General features: G+C 72.4%; 13 protein-coding genes. 10 read left to right on the top strand and 3 right to left on the bottom strand.

Going from position 1 to position 17,809, the window contains the following annotated elements; all coding sequences use genetic code 11:
- The first annotated feature begins 9 nt into the window (after positions 1 to 9).
- Positions 10 to 1,635: a GMC oxidoreductase gene (locus tag QMG73_RS24065; RefSeq protein WP_281899237.1), complete on the top strand. Its 1,626-nt coding sequence runs from the start codon at positions 10 to 12 to the stop codon at positions 1,633 to 1,635.
- Positions 1,636 to 2,218: 583 nt separating this feature from the next.
- Here the strand turns inward: QMG73_RS24065 and QMG73_RS24060 are convergent.
- On the bottom strand, positions 2,219 to 3,448 hold the full coding sequence (locus QMG73_RS24060) for a cytochrome P450 (protein WP_281899235.1): 1,230 nt from the start codon (positions 3,446 to 3,448) through the stop codon (positions 2,219 to 2,221).
- 125 nt (positions 3,449 to 3,573) lie between these two features.
- Here QMG73_RS24060 and QMG73_RS24055 point away from each other — a divergent pair, with 125 nt between their 5' ends.
- Genes QMG73_RS24055 through QMG73_RS24045 form a run of 3 tightly spaced genes read left to right on the top strand, consistent with a single transcriptional unit; the run spans position 3,574 to position 6,001 of the window.
- Positions 3,574 to 4,737 carry a steroid 3-ketoacyl-CoA thiolase gene (locus QMG73_RS24055; RefSeq protein ID WP_281899233.1) on the top strand — a complete coding sequence of 388 codons (1,164 nt, stop codon included), beginning with the start codon at positions 3,574 to 3,576 and terminating at the stop codon, positions 4,735 to 4,737.
- Positions 4,738 to 4,746: 9 nt separating this feature from the next.
- Positions 4,747 to 4,932, top strand: a complete 186-nt coding sequence (locus QMG73_RS24050; RefSeq protein ID WP_281899231.1) for a hypothetical protein — start codon at positions 4,747 to 4,749, stop codon at positions 4,930 to 4,932.
- 37 nt (positions 4,933 to 4,969) lie between these two features.
- A complete protein-coding gene (locus QMG73_RS24045) occupies positions 4,970 to 6,001 on the top strand; it encodes a DUF3068 domain-containing protein (protein WP_281899229.1) in 1,032 nt (343 codons plus the stop codon).
- On the opposite strand, the gene QMG73_RS24040 is transcribed toward QMG73_RS24045, so the two are convergent.
- Positions 5,998 to 6,750 (bottom strand): SDR family oxidoreductase, encoded by a 753-nt coding sequence (locus tag QMG73_RS24040; RefSeq protein ID WP_281899227.1) that lies wholly within the window; start codon positions 6,748 to 6,750, stop codon positions 5,998 to 6,000. The two genes, QMG73_RS24045 and QMG73_RS24040, sit on opposite strands and share 4 nt — an antisense overlap.
- A complete protein-coding gene (locus QMG73_RS24035; RefSeq protein WP_281899225.1) occupies positions 6,747 to 7,922 on the bottom strand; it encodes an acyl-CoA dehydrogenase family protein in 1,176 nt (391 codons plus the stop codon). The genes QMG73_RS24040 and QMG73_RS24035 overlap by 4 nt, the downstream gene beginning before the upstream one ends.
- A 32-nt stretch (positions 7,923 to 7,954) precedes the next feature.
- Between QMG73_RS24035 and QMG73_RS24030 the strand changes: the two genes are divergently transcribed.
- The 6 genes from QMG73_RS24030 to QMG73_RS24005 are packed head-to-tail and all read left to right on the top strand — an operon-like array spanning position 7,955 to position 17,807.
- A complete protein-coding gene (locus tag QMG73_RS24030) occupies positions 7,955 to 9,484 on the top strand; it encodes a FadD3 family acyl-CoA ligase (protein WP_281899224.1) in 1,530 nt (509 codons plus the stop codon).
- Position 9,485: 1 nt separating this feature from the next.
- The gene (locus tag QMG73_RS24025) at positions 9,486 to 10,340 is read left to right on the top strand and encodes an enoyl-CoA hydratase (RefSeq protein ID WP_281899223.1); all 855 of its coding nucleotides are present in this window, start codon (positions 9,486 to 9,488) and stop codon (positions 10,338 to 10,340) included.
- Positions 10,337 to 11,461 carry an acyl-CoA dehydrogenase family protein gene (locus tag QMG73_RS24020; RefSeq protein WP_281899222.1) on the top strand — a complete coding sequence of 375 codons (1,125 nt, stop codon included), beginning with the start codon at positions 10,337 to 10,339 and terminating at the stop codon, positions 11,459 to 11,461. Before QMG73_RS24025 ends, QMG73_RS24020 begins: the two co-directional genes overlap by 4 nt.
- Positions 11,458 to 12,555 (top strand): acyl-CoA dehydrogenase family protein, encoded by a 1,098-nt coding sequence (locus QMG73_RS24015; protein WP_281899220.1) that lies wholly within the window; start codon positions 11,458 to 11,460, stop codon positions 12,553 to 12,555. Before QMG73_RS24020 ends, QMG73_RS24015 begins: the two co-directional genes overlap by 4 nt.
- Entirely contained in the window at positions 12,552 to 13,550 is a 999-nt protein-coding gene (locus tag QMG73_RS24010) for an acyl-CoA dehydrogenase family protein (RefSeq protein ID WP_281899313.1), read from the top strand. Before QMG73_RS24015 ends, QMG73_RS24010 begins: the two co-directional genes overlap by 4 nt.
- 54 nt (positions 13,551 to 13,604) lie before the next feature.
- On the top strand, positions 13,605 to 17,807 hold the full coding sequence (locus QMG73_RS24005) for a S8 family serine peptidase (RefSeq protein WP_281899217.1): 4,203 nt from the start codon (positions 13,605 to 13,607) through the stop codon (positions 17,805 to 17,807).
- Positions 17,808 to 17,809: the final 2 nt, after the last annotated feature.

Below are 17,809 nucleotides of genomic sequence, written 5' to 3'. Positions count from 1 at the left end.
GGGTCCACTGTGGAGCTAAGTCGGCGCGGCCTGCTGCGCATCACCGCCGTGGGAGCGGGAGCGGCGGTCGCCAGCGGGGTACTCGGTCGGGAACAGGCACTCGCCTCGTACGGCGTGGTGCCGAGCCTGGCGGGCAAGACGGCGATCGTCATCGGCAGCGGGTTCGGCGGGGCGGTAGCGGCGTATCGCCTCGGGCAGGCCGGCCTCGTCACGACAGTACTGGAACGCGGCCGGCGATGGGACGTCGACGGCTCCGGCACCACGTTCTGTACGATAACCAACCCCGACTGGCGGTGCGCGTGGTTCAGCGACCGGCCGCCGCTCGGCCTCGACACCACCAAGCGCGTCGAGCGGCGCGCCGGCCTCATCGCGACGCACACCGGCGAGGGCATCAAGGTGCTCAGCGGTTCGGGCGTCGGCGGCGGGTCGCTCGTCATCGGCATGTTCCTGCCGCAGCCCCGGCGCGCCGACTGGCTCAAGGTGTACCCGCTCGGCGTCGACTACTCCCAAATGGACAGCGTGTACTGGCCGCGCGCCCGGCAGAACCTGCGCGCCGCCACCATCCCCACCGACGTGCAGAACGCGCCACAGTTCGCCGCCGCGCGGGCCTGGCTCGAGTACATCGCGGAGTTCGGCCAGGCCCCGGTGCAGGTCCCGTTCGCGGTCGACTGGGACGTGATCCGGGCCGAGCTGGCCGGGCGGGCGCCCGCGTGCCACACCATCGGCGAGGGACCGTTCGGCAGCAACTCTGGCGCCAAGAACAGCGTCGACCGCAACTATCTCAAGTGGGCGGCCGCCACCGGCAACGTCAGTGTCCTGCCGCTGCACGAGGTGACCGAGGTGCGCGAGGTGTCCGGACAGGACAAGTTCGAGGTGGCCTGCAAACAGATCGACGAGTACGGCACGGTGCTCGCCACCAAGACACTCGTCTGCGACTATCTCTTCCTGGCCGCCGGCTCAGTAGGAACCACGTCGCTGCTGGTGACCTCCCGGCAGCGGGGCAACCTGCCGCGCCTGACCAACGCCCAGGTCGGCAAGGGCTGGGGCAACAACGGCGACTTCCTCGTCGCGCGGCTGGCCCTGCGCAAGAACGTCGGGTCCGCGCAGGGCGGGCCGGGCAACGTGAAGTTCTTCGACGACGCGAACCCTTACGCGACCGCGACGATGGCGTGGGAGAGCGCCCCGGTGCCATCCTGGCTCGGGCAGACGACCGCGCACCTCGTGACGAGCATCGCCCCCGAGCGCGGCGAGATACGCTACGACGCGGCGACCGGTGCGGGCAAGGTCTACTGGCCGTACGGCGTGATGGAGACGTCGTCGGAGAAGGCCGGACGCGACCTGGTGACGCGGCTGTGGTGGCGCACCGAGGGGCGATACGGGTACCTGTTCAACGGCCTGCCCGACTACGACCGCAGCACGGGCATGGGGCTGGGATCGGCGAACACCTGGCACCCACTGGGCGGCATGGTCATGGGCCAGGCCACCGACCTCGCCGGCAAGGTGTCGGGCTACCCCAATCTGTACTGTGTGGACGGTTCGGTCCTGCCCGGCTCGGCGGCGCTGGCCAATCCCGCCCTGACCATTACCGCGAACGCCGAACGCTGCCTTGACGCCTTCATAGCCACCCACGCCTAACCCCCCGGCGCGCGCCCGCCGCCGCGCGCCATTTCCGTCGATCAAGGGCAAACGCACGTGGTTCGATCTCTTTTCCGCGTGCATTCGCCCTTGATCCATGCGCACGCCCTTGATCGGCGCTACCGTCCGCGTGGCTTCTTGAGCTACCGCGACGTGCGTCGCGGTCCATACCGTTGCTCCCGCGGCCTCACCCTGCGCGTCCCACGCCCCAACCCGCGGGGGGTTGACCGTGGATCGCGGACGGTGAGGCCGCGGGAGCAACGGTCCGCACCACGACGGACGTCGCGGTAGCTCACGCCAGTCTCTTGGGCCACCTCGGCGTGAGCGATATGCGCATCGCGGTGTCCGGGACGAAGTAGATGCCGGCGGGCGGACCTATGTGGACGGACAATCGTCCACACCGTGGCGGTCGGCCGCTGCCGCGCGGGCGCCGCAGCCGTCGATCAAGGAGATCTCCATCGATCAAGGGCGAACGCACGCGGAAAAGAGATCGAACCACGTGCATTCGCCCTTGATCGACGGCAAGAGGGGGCGGCGCGGGCGGGGCGCGCGGGCGGCGCGGCGCGGGTGTGGCGGAAGGGAGTTAGGCGTATTGGACTCTTAGTTCTTTTATGCCGTTTAGCCAGCCGGAGCGGAGGCGGTGGGCCTCCTCCAGGCGGCGGATCGCGGGCATCTGGTCGGCGATGGCGTTGAACATCAGCTCGATCTCCAGGCGGGCCAGGTTGGCGCCCAGGCAGTAGTGCGCGCCGCTGCCGCCGAACCCCAGGTGCGGGTTGGGGCTGCGGGTCACGTCGAACCGGTGCGGCTGGTCGAACACCTCGTCGTCGAAGTTGGCCGAGCCGTAGAAGATCGCCACACGCTGGCCGGCCTTGATCTCCTGCCCGCCGAGCTGGGTGTCCTTGGTCGTGGTGCGCTGGAAGACGTTGACCGGCGTGCCCCAGCGGATGATCTCGTCGACCGCCGTCTTGGGCCGGGTGGCCTTGTACAGCTCCCACTGCTCCGGGTGGTCGAGGAACGCGTTCATCCCGTGCGAGATCGCGTTGCGGGTGGTCTCGTTGCCGGCGACGGCCAGCATCAGCACGAAGAAGCCGAACTCGTCTGATGACAGGTGCCCGCCGTCGATCTCGGCGTTGACGAGCTTGGTGACGATGTCGTCGCGCGGCTCCTGCTGGCGCTGCTCGGCGAGCTTCATCGCGTACGCGAGCAGCTCGGTCGCCGCGACGAGCGGGTCGGTGCCGCTGTATTCCGGGTCGTCGTACCCGATCATGTCGTTGGACCAGTCGAAGATCTGCCGCCGGTCTTCCTGCGGGATGCCGAGCAGTTCGGCGATCGCCTGCAGCGGCAGCTCGCAGGCGATGTCGGTGACGAAGTCGCCGCTGCCCCGCTCGGCGGCCTCGCGCACGATCCGCTCGGAGCGGTCGGCGAGCGCGGCGCGCAGCGCGTTGATGGCGCGCGGGGTGAAGCCGCGCGAGACGATCGCGCGCAGCTGGGTGTGGTGCGGCGGGTCGATGTTGAGCATGACGAACCGCTGCATCTCGATCTGGTCTCGGGTGGTGCCCTCACGGAAGCGCACGATGGCGGTGTTCTCCCAGGAGGAGTACGTCTCGCTGTCGCGGGAGACCTCCATGACGTCGGCGTGCCGGGTCACCACCCAGTAGCCGTCGTCGTCGAAGCCGGCGCTGCCGTGGCGCTGACTGTTCCACCAGACAGGCGCGGTGCGGCGCAGCTCGGCGAACTCCTCGTGCGGTATCCGGCGATGGAGCACGTCGGGGTCGGTGAAGTCGAATCCAGGTGGAATGTGCGGATCGCCCACGGCTGCTCCTACAGAAGGAGGTCTCTACAGAAACAGGTTCTAGTCTCATTCAAACACAGGAAGTGTCGCGCTTGAAGCGGCGGCATGCTAAATATAAGAACGCGTTCTAGTGGAGGAGGCGCCGGGTGGGCACACCGGTGATCGTCGAGGCGGCCCGGACGCCGATCGGCAAGCGCGCCGGGTGGTTGTCCGGCCTGCACGCGGCCGAGTTGCTCGGCGCCGCGCAGCGCGGCCTGCTGGAGCGCGCCGGCATCGACCCGGGCGTCGTCGAGCAGGTCCTCGGCGGCTGCGTCACGCAGGGTGGCGAGCAGTCCAACAACATCACGCGCACCGCGTGGCTGCACGCCGGCCTGCCGTACCAGGCCGGGTGCCTGACGCTCGACGCGCAGTGTGGGTCGGCGCAGCAGGCCGCCCACCTGGTCGCGGGGCTGATCTCCGCCGGCGCGATCGACGTGGGTGTCGCGTGCGGCGTCGAGTCCATGAGCCGGGTACCGCTGCGCGCGAACCTGGGTGTCGACGCCGGCATGCCGCGCCCCTCCTCGTGGGACATCGACCTGCCCAACCAGTACGTGGCCGCCGAACGGATCGCCGTGCGGCGCGGGCTGTCGCGCGAAGACGTCGACGCGTTCGGTGCCCGTTCACAGGCGAACGCGGCCCGTGCCTGGGCGGCCGGGCACTTCGACCGCGAGGTCCTGGCGGTACCGGCACCCGTGCTCGACGCCGAGGGGCAGCTGACCGGCGAGACCCGCACCGTCACCCGCGACCAGGGACTGCGGGACACCACTGTGGAGGGACTGGCCCGGCTCAAGCCCGTCGTCGACGGTGGACTGCACACGGCCGGTACCGCGTCGCAGATCTCCGACGGCGCCGCCGCCGTGCTGATCGCGGACGCCGACCGCGCGCGGGCCCTGGGCCTGCGACCGCGGGCCCGGATCGTCGCCCAGTGCCTGGTCGGCGCGGAGCCCTACTACCACCTCGACGGGCCGGTCGCCGCGACCGAGCGGGTCCTCGCGCGCGCCGGCATGAAGATCGACGACGTCGACCTGTTCGAGGTGAACGAGGCGTTCGCCGCCGTGGTGCTCTCCTGGATGGGCGCGCACCGGCCGGATCCGGACCGGGTCAACGTCAACGGCGGCGCCATCGCGCTCGGCCACCCGGTGGGCAGCACCGGCGCGCGGCTCATCACGACGGCGCTGCACGAGTTGGAGCGCGGCGACCGGAGCACCGCTCTGGTCACCATGTGCGCCGGCGGCGCGATGTCGACGGCGTCCATCATCGAGCGGCTGTGAGGAGTGACGATGCGAACGTTCAGGGCTCTGGTTGTCGGGGCGGTGGTGGGCGTGCTGCTGGCGGTGTTCGGCGTGGCCGCGCTCGCGAGCGTGCTCGACCCGTCGGCCGACGACGTGTGGCGCCAGGTGTCCTCTGAGGACGCCGACAGCGGTCAGAGCAGTGACGCGCCGCCAGCGTTCTACGGCGAGCGCTGAGTGAGATACGGCGAGCGTTGACATAGAGGAGCAGGCGATGATGAAGCGGGTTGTGGGCTCGGTGCTTTTCGGCACCGGGCTGTTCCTGGTGGTGGTCGCGGTGGCGCTCGCCTTCGTCGTCACGCCAAGGGTGAGCAAGATGCCACTCGACCTCGAGCCGCCGGAGACCGTACTGAGTGGACCGGACGCGACGTTCGTGCAGGCGAAGCGCACCGGCGACAACCTCGAGATCGCCGTACAGCACGGTGATCTGACCGCCATCAACGGCATCAAGCCGGACGTCCAGGAGGCCGCGAAGCTGACCGGCGACCTCGCTGACGAGACCGTGGTGTGGACGGTTTACCAGGCCATCAAGCGCGCCGACAACGACGAGCTCATCAACGCGTCGCAGAGCCGGATCGCGATGGACCGCAAGACCGGCGCGGCCGTCGACTGGAGCGGCCAGTGCTACACCGACGGCGACGGCGAGCCGTGCGAGCCCGGCAGCATCTCGTACGACGGCCAGCTCTACGCGTTCCCGTTCGGCACCGAGAAGAGGACGTACGAGTACTTCGACAGCACGCTGAAGCGGCCGCTGCCGATCCAGTACCAGGCCACCGAGAAGGTCGAGGGCCTGACGGTGTACAAGTTCGTGCAGGAGGTGCCCGAGCAGCAGGCCAATATGGACCCCGAGCTCGTGCACGGGCTGCTGGGCGTGTTCGCGCCGACGGCCACCGACGGTGAGATCCGCTACCGCACCACCCGCACGCTGTGGGTCGAGCCGGTCACCGGCAGCGTCGTCGACTACCAGGACGCGCAGCACCGCGAGCTGGTCGCCGACACCGGCGAGCGCACCGTCCTCATCGACGCGGTGTTCCGGTACACGCCGGATACGCGGGCGACCATTGTGGACAAGGCGAGCGACGGCCGGACGATGCTGATGGCGCTGAGCCGGTACGTGCCGATCGGGCTGACGGTGCTCGGGCTGGGCCTGCTGGTGCTCGGCTACCTGGTGGCCCGGGGCGGTCGGGCGCCGGCCCGCGAGCCGGTCGCCGAGCCGGCCCCGCGCCACGCCAGCAGTCCCGCCTAGGCTTGCTGGCTGCTCACCGAGATGACCTCGCCGGTCAGGTAGGAAGCCAGGTCGCTGGCGAGGAAGACCATCACGTTGGCCACCTCCCACGGTTCGGCTGGCCGCCCGAAAGCCTCCTGGGCGGCCAGCCGCGCGAGCAGCTCGTCGCTGGTCACCTTGGCGAGGAACGGATGCATCGCGAGGCTCGGCGCGACGGCGTTGACCCGGATGCCGTGCGCGGCCACGTCGAGCGCGGCGCACCGGGTCAGCGCCATCACGCCCGCCTTGGCGGCCGCGTAGTGCGCCTGGCCGGCCTGCGCCCGCCAGCCGAGCACCGAGGCGTTGTTGACGACCGCTCCCCCACCGCCCTGCGCGACCATCTGGCGCAGGGCGGCTCGCGTGCACCGGAGCGTGCCGGTCAGGGTCACGTCGAGCACCCGCGCCCACTCGTCGTCGGCCATCTCCAGGACCGACGCGGTGCCACCCAGCCCGGCATTGTTGATCATCACGTCGAGACGTCCACAGTGGTCGACCGCGGCCTCGACGAGGCGCCGCACGGCCGCTTCGTCGGTGACGTCGCACGGCACCGCGAAGACCCGGTCGCCGTGCGCCTCCGCGAGCCGGTCACGGGTCTCGGCGAGGCGGCGCTCGTGGTGGTCGCTGACCACCACGCGGGCGCCCTCCTCCAGGCACCGCCGCGCGGCCGCCGACCCGATGCCGGTGCCGGCCGCGGCGGTCACCACGACGACCTTGTCCTTCAGCAGGCTCATCGCGGCAACCCCAGTACCCGCGTGGCGATGATGTTTTTCTGTATCTCGTCGGAGCCGCCGTAGATGGTGTCGGCGCGGCTGAAAAGAAACAGGCGCTGCCACCGGTCCAGCTCGCCGGCGTCGCCGCGCGCCAGCGTGCCGGCGGCGCCCAGCACGTCCATCGCCAGCTCGCCGAGCGACCGGTGCCAGCCCGACCACAGCAGCTTCACCACCGAAGCGTCCTGGCTGGACGGTGCGCCGTCGAGCGTGCGCAGCGTGTGGCTGCGCAGCACCGACAGGCCCACCCAGGCGCGCGCGATCCGCTCCCGGATGACCGGGTCGCGTGCCGCGCCGGTCTCCCGCGCCAGGGCGATGACGCCGTCCAGCTCGCGCCGGAACCCGATCTGCTGGCCGATCGTCGAGGCGCCGCGCTCGAAGGCGAGCGTGCCCATCGCGACCCGCCAGCCCTGGCCCACCTCGCCGACCACCATGTCGCTTGCGGTGCGGGCGCCGTCGAAGAAGACCTCGTTGAACTCCGAGTCACCGGTCAGTTGCCGGATCGGGCGCACGGTCACGCCCGGCTGGCGCATCGGTACGAGCAGATAGGACAGTCCGCTGTGGCGGGACGCGCCCTCGGGCGGCGGTCCCGTGCGGGCCAGTACGAAGCACCAGTCGGCCACGTGGGCGAGTGACGTCCAGATCTTCTGGCCGTCCAGCACCCATTCGTCGCCGTCGGGTCGGGCGCGGGTCGACACGGCGGCCAGGTCGGAACCGGCGCCCGGCTCGGAGTATCCCTGGCACCACAGCTCTTCGACGGCGGCGATCCCGGGCAGGAACCGCCGCTGCTGCTCCGGCGTGCCGAACGCGATCAGCGTCGGGCCTACGAGGGTCTCCCCGATGTGGTCCACGCGTGCCGGCGCGTCCGCGCGGGCGTACTCCTCGTGGAAGACGACCTGCGCGGCGAGTGGCGCGCCGCGACCGCCGTGCGCCTCCGGCCAGGCCAGGCAGGTCCATCCGGCGGCGGCCAGCCGCCGGCACCATGCGAGCCGCTCGGGGAACGCCTCGTGCTCGCGCCCCGGCCCGCCGGCGCCGCGCAGCGCGGGGTCGAGGTTGGCCGCCAACCAGGCCCGCACCTCGCGACGGAAGCCTTGTAGGGACACTGGCGCCACCTCCCGCAACCCGCGTAGGCTCACCCTACCAAGCACTTGCTTTGTTGGGAGGGTGCGTGACAATCACCATCCCGTCCGCCCTGATCGCCGCGGCCCGCGACCACGGCGACTCCCCCGCGCTGCTGCAGCCGGACGGGCCGCGACTGACCTATGTGGAGCTGCATGAGCGGGTCCGCACCGTCGCGCGCGCGTTCATCGCCGCGGGCGTCGAGGCCGGCGACCGGGTGGCCATCTGGTCGCCCAACACCCACCACTGGGTCGAGGCCGCACTGGGCGCCAGCTACGCCGGCGCCGCGCTCGTGCCCATCAACACGCGCTTCACGGGCCACGAGGCGCTGGATCTGGTACGCCGCAGCGGCGCGCGCGCCGTCGTGGTCGCGGACCTGTTTCTGGGCACGGACCGGCTGGGAGCGTTGCGCGAGGCCGCCGCCGCAGAGAGCGCCGTGCTGCCCGAGCTTGTTCTCCGGGTACCGGTCGAAGGCGGCACCACCGACTGGGAGGCGTTCGCCGAGCGGGCCGCCACGGTGCCCGCCGAGGTCGCCGACGCGCGCGCCGCCGCCGTGATGCCCGATCAGGTCAGCGACATCCTCTTCACGTCCGGCACGACGGGGCGCAGCAAGGGAGTCATGAGCGCGCACCGGCAGTCGCTCGCGGTGGCCGCCGCGTGGGCCGGGATGGTCGGGCTCGCGCCCACCGATCGGTACCTCGTCGTGAACCCGTTCTTCCACAGCTTCGGCCTCAAGGCCGGCATGCTGTCGTGCCTGCTGACCGGCGCCGCGATCGTGCCGCAGGCGGTGTTCGACGTGCCGCTCACGATGCGGCTGGTCGAGACGGAGCGCATCACCGTGCTGCCCGGTGCGCCGACCGTGTACCAGAGCATCCTCGACCACCCCGAGCGCGAGAAGCACGACCTGTCCACGCTGCGCCTCGCCGTCACCGGTGCGGCCAGCGTGCCGTCCGTCCTCATCGAACGGATGCGCGACGACCTCGCCATCGACACGGTGCTCACCGGATACGGGCTCACCGAGGCGGTCGTCGCCACCATGTGCCGGCCCGGCGACGACCCGGAAACGGTGGCGCACACGTGCGGTGTCGCGGCGGCCGGCTGCGAGGTGCGCGTCGCCGACAGCGGCGAGGTGCTGCTGCGCGGCCCGAACGTGATGCTGGGCTACCTCGACGACCCCGAGGCGACCGCCGCCGCGATCGACGCGGACGGGTGGCTGCACACCGGCGACATCGGCCGGCTCGACGAGCGCGGGTACCTCACCATCACCGACCGCCTCAAGGACATGTACATCTGCGGGGGCTTCAACGTGTACCCGGCCGAGGTGGAGCGGACGCTCGCCCGGCTGCCCGGCGTGTCCGAGGCGGCGGTCATCGGGGTGCCCGACGAGCGCCTCGGCGAGGTCGGCCGGGCCTACGTGGTGGCCGCCCCGGGTCACGATCTGTCGACAGTGGACGTGCTGGAGTACTGCCGGAAGTGGATGGCGAACTACAAGGTGCCGCGCCAGGTGGAGTTCCGGCCGGTGTTGCCGCGCAACGCTTCCGGCAAGGTGCTCAAGTACCTGCTGCGGGAGGAGGGTTGACGTGTCCGAGGAACCCGTCGTGGTGTACGAGCGGCGCGGGCCGGTCGCGCTGGTGACGATGAACCGGCCGAGGTACCGCAACGCGCAGAACTCCGCGATGACGTACGCGCTCGACGACGCGTACACCCGGGCGGTCGACGACGGTGACGTGGCGGTCGTCGTGCTGGCCGGCTCCGGCGACCACTTCTCGGCCGGGCACGACATCGGCAGTCCCGGCCGCGACGCCGACACGTCGTTCACGCGGCGGGCCGCGATGTGGTGGGACCACACCGACAAGGCCGGCGCCGACCGCCGGTACGCCCGCGAGGTCGAGGTGTACCTCGGCATGTGCCGGCGCTGGCGCGAGATGCCCAAGCCGAGCATCGCGATGGTGCAGGGCGCCTGCGTGGCCGGTGGGCTGATGCTGGCGTGGTCGTGTGACCTCATCGTCGCCGCCGACGACGCGTTCTTCGCCGATCCCGTGGTGCGCATGGGCATCCCCGGCGTCGAGTACTTCGCGCACCCGTGGATGCTCGGCCCGCGCTTCGCCAAGGAGGTGCTGTTCACCGGCGACCGGTTCGACGCGCGCCGGGCGTACGAGGTGGGCATGGTCAACCGGGTGGTGCCGCGCGACGAACTGGAGGCGACCACGTTCGCGCTCGCGGAGCGGATCGCGAAGATGCCGCCGTTCGGGCTGGCGCTGGCCAAGCGGGCGGTCAACCAGTGCGAGGACCTGATGGGCATGCGCTCCGGCATGGACTCGGTCTTCGGGCTGCACCACGTCGCGCACGCGCACAACGCCGAGGTGTCCGGCAACCCGCTCGCCGGCATGGACGCGCGGGCCATGCGGGATGCGGCGCCAAGGGACCGGTCATGAACCTCGACGTCGACGCCGATACCGCGGCGTTCCGCGCGGAGGTGCGCGAGTGGCTGGCCGCCAACGCGCCCGCCGCACCACTGCCCAGTGTGGACAGCGCCGAGGGCGACGCCGCGCACCGGGAGTGGGAGCGCCTGCTCACCGGGGCGCGCCTGTCGGCCGTCTCGTGGCCCGTCGAGTACGGCGGCCGCGACGCGCCGCCGATGCACTGGCTGGTGTTCGAAGAGGAGTACCACGCGGCCGGCGGCCCGGTGCGGATCGGCCAGAACGGGCTGTTCCTGCTCGCGCCGACGCTCTTCGGGCACGGCACCGCCGAGCAGCGCGACCGGCTGCTGCCCCGGATGGCGCGCGCCGACGACGTGTGGGCGCAGGCGTGGTCCGAGCCGGACGCGGGCAGCGACCTGGCGGCCATCCGGTCCCGCGCCACCCGCACCGACGGCGGATGGCTCCTCTATGGGCAGAAGACGTGGAGCTCCCGCGCGGCGTACGCCGACCGCGCGTTCGGCCTGTTCCGCACCGACCCGGACGCCGAGCGGCATCGTGGCCTGACCTACCTGATGTTCGACCTGCGCGCCGAAGGCGTGACCGTGCGGCCGATCCGGCAACTGGGCGGGGCGCCCGGTTTCGCGGAGATCTTCCTCGACGGTGCGTTCGTACCGGACGCGGACGTCATCGGGGCGCCCGGCGACGGCTGGCGGGTGGCGATGAGCACGGCCGGGCACGAGCGTGGGCTGTCGCTGCGCAGCCCCGGACGGTTCCTGGCGGCCGCGGAGCGCCTCGTCGACCTGTGGCGCGACTCCGGCGACAGCGCGCTGGCCGGCCGGGTCGCCGACGCGTGGATCGCCGCGCAGGCGTACAAGATGCACGGGTACGCGGCGCTGGAGCGGCCGCCGGGGCCGCACGCCGGGAGCCTCGGCAAGCTGTTCTGGTCCGAACTGGACCTCGCGCTGCACGAGACCGCGCTGGACCTGCTCGGCCCGCACGCCGAGGTGCGCGGGTCGAGCAGGTCCGGCGGCTGGCTGGACGGGTACCTGTTCGCGCTGGCGGGCCCCATTTACGCGGGCACCAACGAGATACAGCGCACCATCGTCGCCGACCGCGTGCTGGGGCTGCCACGATGAAGCTGACGCTCTCGGACGAGCAGGCACGCTTTGGCGCGACGCTGCACGACCTGCTCGACGCGGCCGATGTGCCGGCCGCCTCCCGTGCGTGGGCGGCGGGCGATGCCGTGCCGGGGTGCGCGGTGTGGCGGCGGCTCGCCGACGCGGGGGTGACCGCGCTGGCGGTACCCGAGAAGTGGGGTGGCCTGGAAGCGTCGCCGGCGGATCTGGTGGTGGCGTGCGAAGAGTTGGGGCACCACGCGTTGCCCGGCCCCGCGATGGAGACGGTGGCCGCGGTGCCGGCGCTGCTGGCCGCGCTCGGCGGAGCGGCCGCCGAGCGGTGGCTGCCGGCGTTGGCGTCCGGCGAGGCGCTGGCGACGCTCGCAGCGCCGCCCTGGCTGCCGTACGCGGTCGACGCCGACACGGCCGGCGTGTCTCTCCTCGCCGCGCGGCCGGCCGGCGCGGCGGACCTCCTCGCCTCCGGAAGCCCGACCGCCGCGGCACGCCTGCCGGGCGCTACCGGCGCGACGGGCGCGATCGTGGCGCGGCCGGCCCGCGCGGCGGTGGGCGTCTGGGTGGGGGTCGTGGGCGAGGCGGTCGCGTCGGTGGATCCGACGCGGCGGCTGTTCGAGCTGGGCCCGGGCGAGATGCTGGCCGACGACGCGGGTGGCGCCGTCGGGCGGGCGCTGGATCTGGGTGCGCTGGCGTGCGCGGCGCACCTGCTCGGCGCCGGGCGGGCCATGCTGGAGACGGCGGTGGAGTACGCGAAGCAGCGAGTGCAGTTTGGACAGCCGATCGGGCGGTTCCAGGCGATCAAGCACGCGCTCGCCGACGTCGCGGTCGGGCTGGAGTTCGCGCGGCCGCTGCTCTACGCCGCCGCGGTGACGCTCACGCCGCGCGACGTGTCAGCGGCGAAGGTGGCGTGTGCCAGCGCCGCGCACCGGGCGGCGCGCGCGGCGCTCCAGGTGCACGGCGCTATCGGGTACACCGAGGAGTACGGGCTCGGGCGGTGGCTGACGCGGGTGCGGGCGCTGATGGCGGCGTGGGGCACCTCGTCCGACCACCGCGCCCGCGTGCTGGCCACCCTGACCGCGCAGGCTGAGCCATGGAGCTGACCGAGGAGCGTGCGGCGCTGCGCGAGGCGGTGCGGGATCTGCTGCGCAAGGATCCGGACGGGCACTGGCCGCGGCTGTGCGGCGAGATCGGCGCCGCCGGGCTGGCCGTGCCTGAGCGGTTCGGCGGTGCCGGCGCGAGTCTCGTCGAGGCCCACCTGGTGCTCGAAGAGCTCGGGCGCGGGCTGACGCCCTCACCGTTTCTCGGCTCGGCGGTGCTCGCCGCCCAGGCGCTCCTCGCGACCGATGCCGGCGCGGCGTGCGCCCGGCTGCTGCCCGGGATCGCGGACGGCAGCCGGATCGCCGCGCTCGCCCTCACCGGTGGCGTCACCGTCACGCACGACGACCGGTTGCACGGCACCGCACACCACGTCCTCGACGGCGACACCGCCGAGATCCTGCTCGTGGCCGTCCCCAGTGGACTGTACGAGGTGGACCCCGGCGACGTGTCCCGCACCCACACCCCCACCCTCGACCTGACGCGCCGGCTCGCCACCGTCGAGCTGCGCGGTGCCGCCGGGCGGCGGTTGGGCCCGTGCCGGCCCGACCGGCTGCGCGACATCGCGGCCGTGGCGCTGTCCGCCGAACAGGTGGGCGCGGCGTCGCGGGCCCTCGAACTGACCGTCGAGTACACGAAGACGCGGGTGCAGTTCGGCCGGCCGATCGGGGCGTTCCAGGCGCTCCAGCACCGCCTCGCCGACCTGTACGTGCTCGTGGAGAGCGCCCGGTCCGCCTCGTACGCCGCGGTCGACGCGATCGTGGCGCAGGCGCCCGACGCGGCCGAGTTGGCCACCGTGGCGGCGGTGCACTGCACCGAGACCCTCGAACGGGTCGCCGCCGAGATGATCCAGATCCACGGTGGTATCGGGATCACCTGGGAACACGACGCACATAGGTACTTCAAAAGGGCCCATGGCACCAAACACCTCTTCGGCGGTCCGCACGAGAATCTGGCGCGGCTCGCGGTCACCATCGTCGATGCGCCTGGGCTAGAGTGACCCCTGCGCGCCGGTCACCTCCACCGGCCCGCTTCACGGGGGAGGGATGTTTCCGTGCGTCCACAATGGATGATTCGTGCCTGGCTCGCCTGGGTTCTCGTGGCCACGATGGCGATGGTGGTCACTCCGCGGCCGGCCGAGGCGGCACCGCCCGCCCCGCCCGCGAAGGACACCGCCGACGGGCGTGACGAGCGCCACACCGTCATGCTGCTGACCGGTGACCGTGTCACGTACACGATCCGCGGCGACGGGCGGCGGGCCGTGAGCGTCCAGGCGGCGCCGCGTCCCGACGGCACGCCGGTGTCGTTCAGCACCACGTCGCACGGCGACCATTACTACGTGATCCCGTCCGACGCGCGGGCCCGCCTCGCCGCCGGCGCTCTCGACCGCGCGCTGTTCGACATCCCGCTGCTGGTGCGCGACGGCCAGGCGACCGCCGACCAGCCGGCCGGCGTCATCCTCGCCTACGCGAAGGGCACGGCGGCCGCCCGTGACAGCGCCACGCTGCCCGGCGCCTCCCGGCGCGCGCCCCTGAGCAGCATCAACAGCGCGGCCGTCCGGCCCGGCAAGGGTAAGGCGCCCGAGCTGTGGCGGGCCGTGCGCGGCGCCCGGGCCGCCGACCGCACGCTGGCGCGCGGCATCGCGCGGGTCTCACTCGACTCCGTGGTCCGGCCGGCGCTCGACACCAGCGTCATCCAGATCGGCGCGCCCACGGCCTGGTTCGCCGGCTACCGTGGCGAAGGCGTGCGCGTGGCGGTGCTCGACACGGGGATCGACGCCAACCACCCCGACGTGGCGGGCCGCATCGTCAGCAGCGCCAACTTCACCCCCGAGGCGTCCATATCGGACGGTCACGGGCACGGCACGCACGTCGCCTCGACCGTCGCCGGCAACGGCGCCGCTTCCGCCGAACGGTTCCGCGGCGTGGCGCCGGCCGCCTCGCTCATGGTCGGCAAGGTGCTCAACAGCGCCGGCGAGGGCGTGATGTCGCAGGTCATCGCCGGCATGGAGTGGGCCGCGCGCAACGGAGCGAAGGTAGTCAACCTCAGCATCGGCGCCGGGCCCAGCGACGGCACCGACCCGGCCAGCCAAGCCGTCGACGCGCTCACCGCCGAGACCGGCGCGCTGTTCGTCATCGCCGCCGGCAACAACAACGGTGACGCCTCCGTCAACACGCCGGGCGCGGCCAGCGCCGCGCTCACCGTCGGCGCCACCGACAAGGTCGGCGGCGCGGTCGCGTACTCCAACCGGGGTCCGCGGCGCGGCGACGGCGCCGTCAAGCCCGAGCTGAGCGCGCCCGGACACCAGATCATCGCCGCCCGGGCCGCCGGCACCTCGATGGGTACGCCCTACGACGCCAACTACACGAGCGCCAACGGCACCTCGATGGCCACCCCGCACGTGGCCGGCGCCGCGGCGCTGCTCGCCCAGGCGCACCCGACCTGGACCGCCACCCAGCTCAAGGACGCGCTGGTCTCGACGGCCGAGCCGAAGTCGCTGCCGCTGTTCACGGAGGGCGCCGGCTGGGTCGACGTGCGCCGCGTGATCGGTCAGGGCGTGTTCGGCCCGGAAGGCGCCGACTTCGGGGCGATCCCGGCGATCCCGGCGACCTCGAGCGGCCTCCGCACCAAGACGCTGGAGTACCGCAACGACACCACCGCCGCGGTGACCCTGCAGTTCGCGGTCCAGGGGCAGGGCTGGGACGGGCGCGCGCTGCCGTCCGGCGCGGTGTCGGTGAGCGCCAGTACCCTCACGGTGCCCGCCGGCGCCAAGGGCTCGGTGACGCTCACCCTCAACCCCGCACCCGGCGACCCCGGCGTGTACGGCGGCGTCGTCACCGCCGCCGACGCGAGCGGCACCGTGAAGCTGCGCACGCCGTTCAGTTACTACAAGGGCGCGGCGCACAAGCTGACCATCCCGGTGCTCGACTCGCGCGGCGCACCGGCGACCTCGGCAGTCGTCACGGTCGCCAAGCTCGACGGCGCGAACGACCCGAACGACCCGCTGGTGACCGAGGTGGCGACCGGTTTCACCGACGCCAACGGCATGTTCGAGACGTACGTGGCCGATGGGGTCTACGACGCCTACGGCACCATCTTCGAGTGGGACGCCGAGGTGCGCCGGGCCACCCACGCGATCGCCATCGAGCGCTCGATCCAGGCGTCCACCACGCTCACCCTCGACGCCCGCCAGGCCCGCAAGGTCAACCCGGTGCTGCCCGAGCAGGTCGACACGCTGATCCTCAGCACGGGCACGCTGCGCGGGCTGCCCAGTGGCCAGCCCGTGGGCTCCGGCCCGCTCGTGCCGTGGGAGAACTACGACCTGTATGTCACGCCCACGCCCGCACCGGCCATCGGATGGTTCGACGAGTTCGAGCAGTGGATGCTGGGCTCCAAGCAGATACAGGTGCGCGCCAACGGCACGGTCGTACCCGTCGAGTCGCACCCGTACTTCAACGGCCGCTCGCTGGCGCGGTACCAGAACAGCTCCTTGCCCTTGGTCTACGCGGGCGGTGGCAGCCCCGCGGAGCTGACCGCCGCGGGCGCCGCCGGCAAGGTGGCGCTGGTGCGGATCGAGGTGCCGGCCGGCACGCCGCACGCGACCTCCGGCGGTGTCGCCTGGAACGCGATCGAGGCGGCCCGCCTGCACGCCGCCTCCGAGGGCGCGGCCGGCATCATCGCGTACATCGACCGGCCGGCCGGCGTCCCGATGCCCGTCCGCGACGACCAGATCCTCGCGCTGACCGTGTCCGGCGCGACCGGGCGGGCGCTGCGGGCGCAGATCCAGGCAGGTCCGGTCACGTTGGCGGTCACCGGCGGCCGCGCCAACCCCGAGCGGGTGTTCCAGCTCCGCTACCAGAACACCGCGGGCGTGCCCGCCACCGCACCCACCGTCGACCCGGCACAGCTGATCTCGTACCCGGGCCGGTACCACGCCGACCGCGAGGGCCTGACCTACGGGCTGGGCTCGATCGTGTTCGGCGAGCACGACGAGACGGCCTCCTCAGGTGTCGTCGGGTTCTGGGCGCCGATGAACTGGACCGAGTACTTCGGCCCGGGCGACGCGCGGCTCACGTGGTCCCGGCTCACGACCCAGCAGACCTCCTGGGACGCGCCGACCGCCGCCCAGCTGGAGTCCCGGGAGAAGTTCCGGCCGGGCGACACCCGCGGCGCCGAAGACTGGTTCCTGCCGCCCATGCGCACCGGCCCGGCCGACGTGCCCGACGGCTACCCGTACGAGCTGCGGTGCACGTTCTGCCGCGAGGGCAACACGTTCACCGCCGGGTGGTACCAGGGCGACGCCGACCCCCGGCACTACGCGGTGACCGCTGGCGACGGCATCACCTACCGGATGTTCCGCCCGGACGGCTCCCAGATCCCGGTGTCGGCGCTCGGCCCGACCCAGTTCACGATGCCGACGACGCCCGGCGCGTACCGCCTCGAGGCCGTCGAGCCCCAGCGCGGACTCGGCACGGTGCGCACGCTCGGCCAGCGGATCACGACGAGCTGGACGTTCCAGTCCGCGCCGCAGGCCACCCCGGGCAGGCCCGCTGGGTACCGGTGCTTCAGCACCAACTCCGACACCGCGTCGTGCGCGTTCCAGCCGCTGATCCACCCGCGGTACCTGGCCGACCTCGACCCGCTCAACCGGGCGACGGCCGGGCAGGCGTTCACGTTCGACGTGGTGGCGGCGCCGCACCGGCTCACCCCCGGCGGCTCGCCCGCCACCACCCTGACCCTGTCGACCTCGGTGAACGGCGGCTCCACCTGGCAGCCGGCGACCGTCACGTCGCTCGGGGGCGGCCGCTTCCGGGTGGCCGTGACGCACCCGGCGCTGTCCAGCACCGACGGCTACGTGTGGTTGCGCACCGAGGCATCCGACGCCGCCGGCAACAGGGTGACCCAGACGGTGGAGCGGGCGTACGCGCTGAAGCAGGGCCCGACCTGCCGGGTCAGCTACACGGCGAACAGCTGGGCCACCGGCTTCACCGCCAGCGTCCAGATCACCAACACCGGCCCGACCGCGGTCAACGGCTGGACCCTCGCCTGGGCGTTCCCCGGCGACCAGCGCATCACGAGCGCGTGGAACGGCGTGGCCACCCAGAACGGTCAGCAGGCGAGCGTCACCAACACCAGCTCGAACGCGACCATCGCGGCGGGCGCGTCGACCAGCTTCGGTTTCCAGGGCACCTACACCGGCACCAACACCGACCCGAGCACCTTCACCCTCAACGGCGGCCCCTGCGTCAAGCAGTAGCC

It is taken from the genome of Phytohabitans aurantiacus (assembly GCF_027923225.1).
GTDB classification, from domain to species: domain Bacteria; phylum Actinomycetota; class Actinomycetes; order Mycobacteriales; family Micromonosporaceae; genus Phytohabitans; species Phytohabitans aurantiacus.
The sequence above is the reverse complement of the archived record's forward strand: the minus strand, read 5'-3'. Positions and strand labels throughout refer to the sequence as shown.

Excerpts from the sequence above, each read along its gene's own strand:
- QMG73_RS24050 (WP_281899231.1), top strand. The coding sequence starts at position 4,747 with ATGCGAACGTTCAGGGCTCTGGTTGTCGGGGCGGTGGTGGGCGTGCTG.
- QMG73_RS24045 (WP_281899229.1), top strand. The coding sequence starts at position 4,970 with ATGATGAAGCGGGTTGTGGGCTCGGTGCTTTTCGGCACCGGGCTGTTC.
- QMG73_RS24040 (WP_281899227.1), bottom strand. The coding sequence starts at position 6,750 with ATGAGCCTGCTGAAGGACAAGGTCGTCGTGGTGACCGCCGCGGCCGGC.
- QMG73_RS24015 (WP_281899220.1), top strand. The coding sequence starts at position 11,458 with ATGAAGCTGACGCTCTCGGACGAGCAGGCACGCTTTGGCGCGACGCTG.
- QMG73_RS24020 (WP_281899222.1), top strand. The coding sequence starts at position 10,337 with ATGAACCTCGACGTCGACGCCGATACCGCGGCGTTCCGCGCGGAGGTG.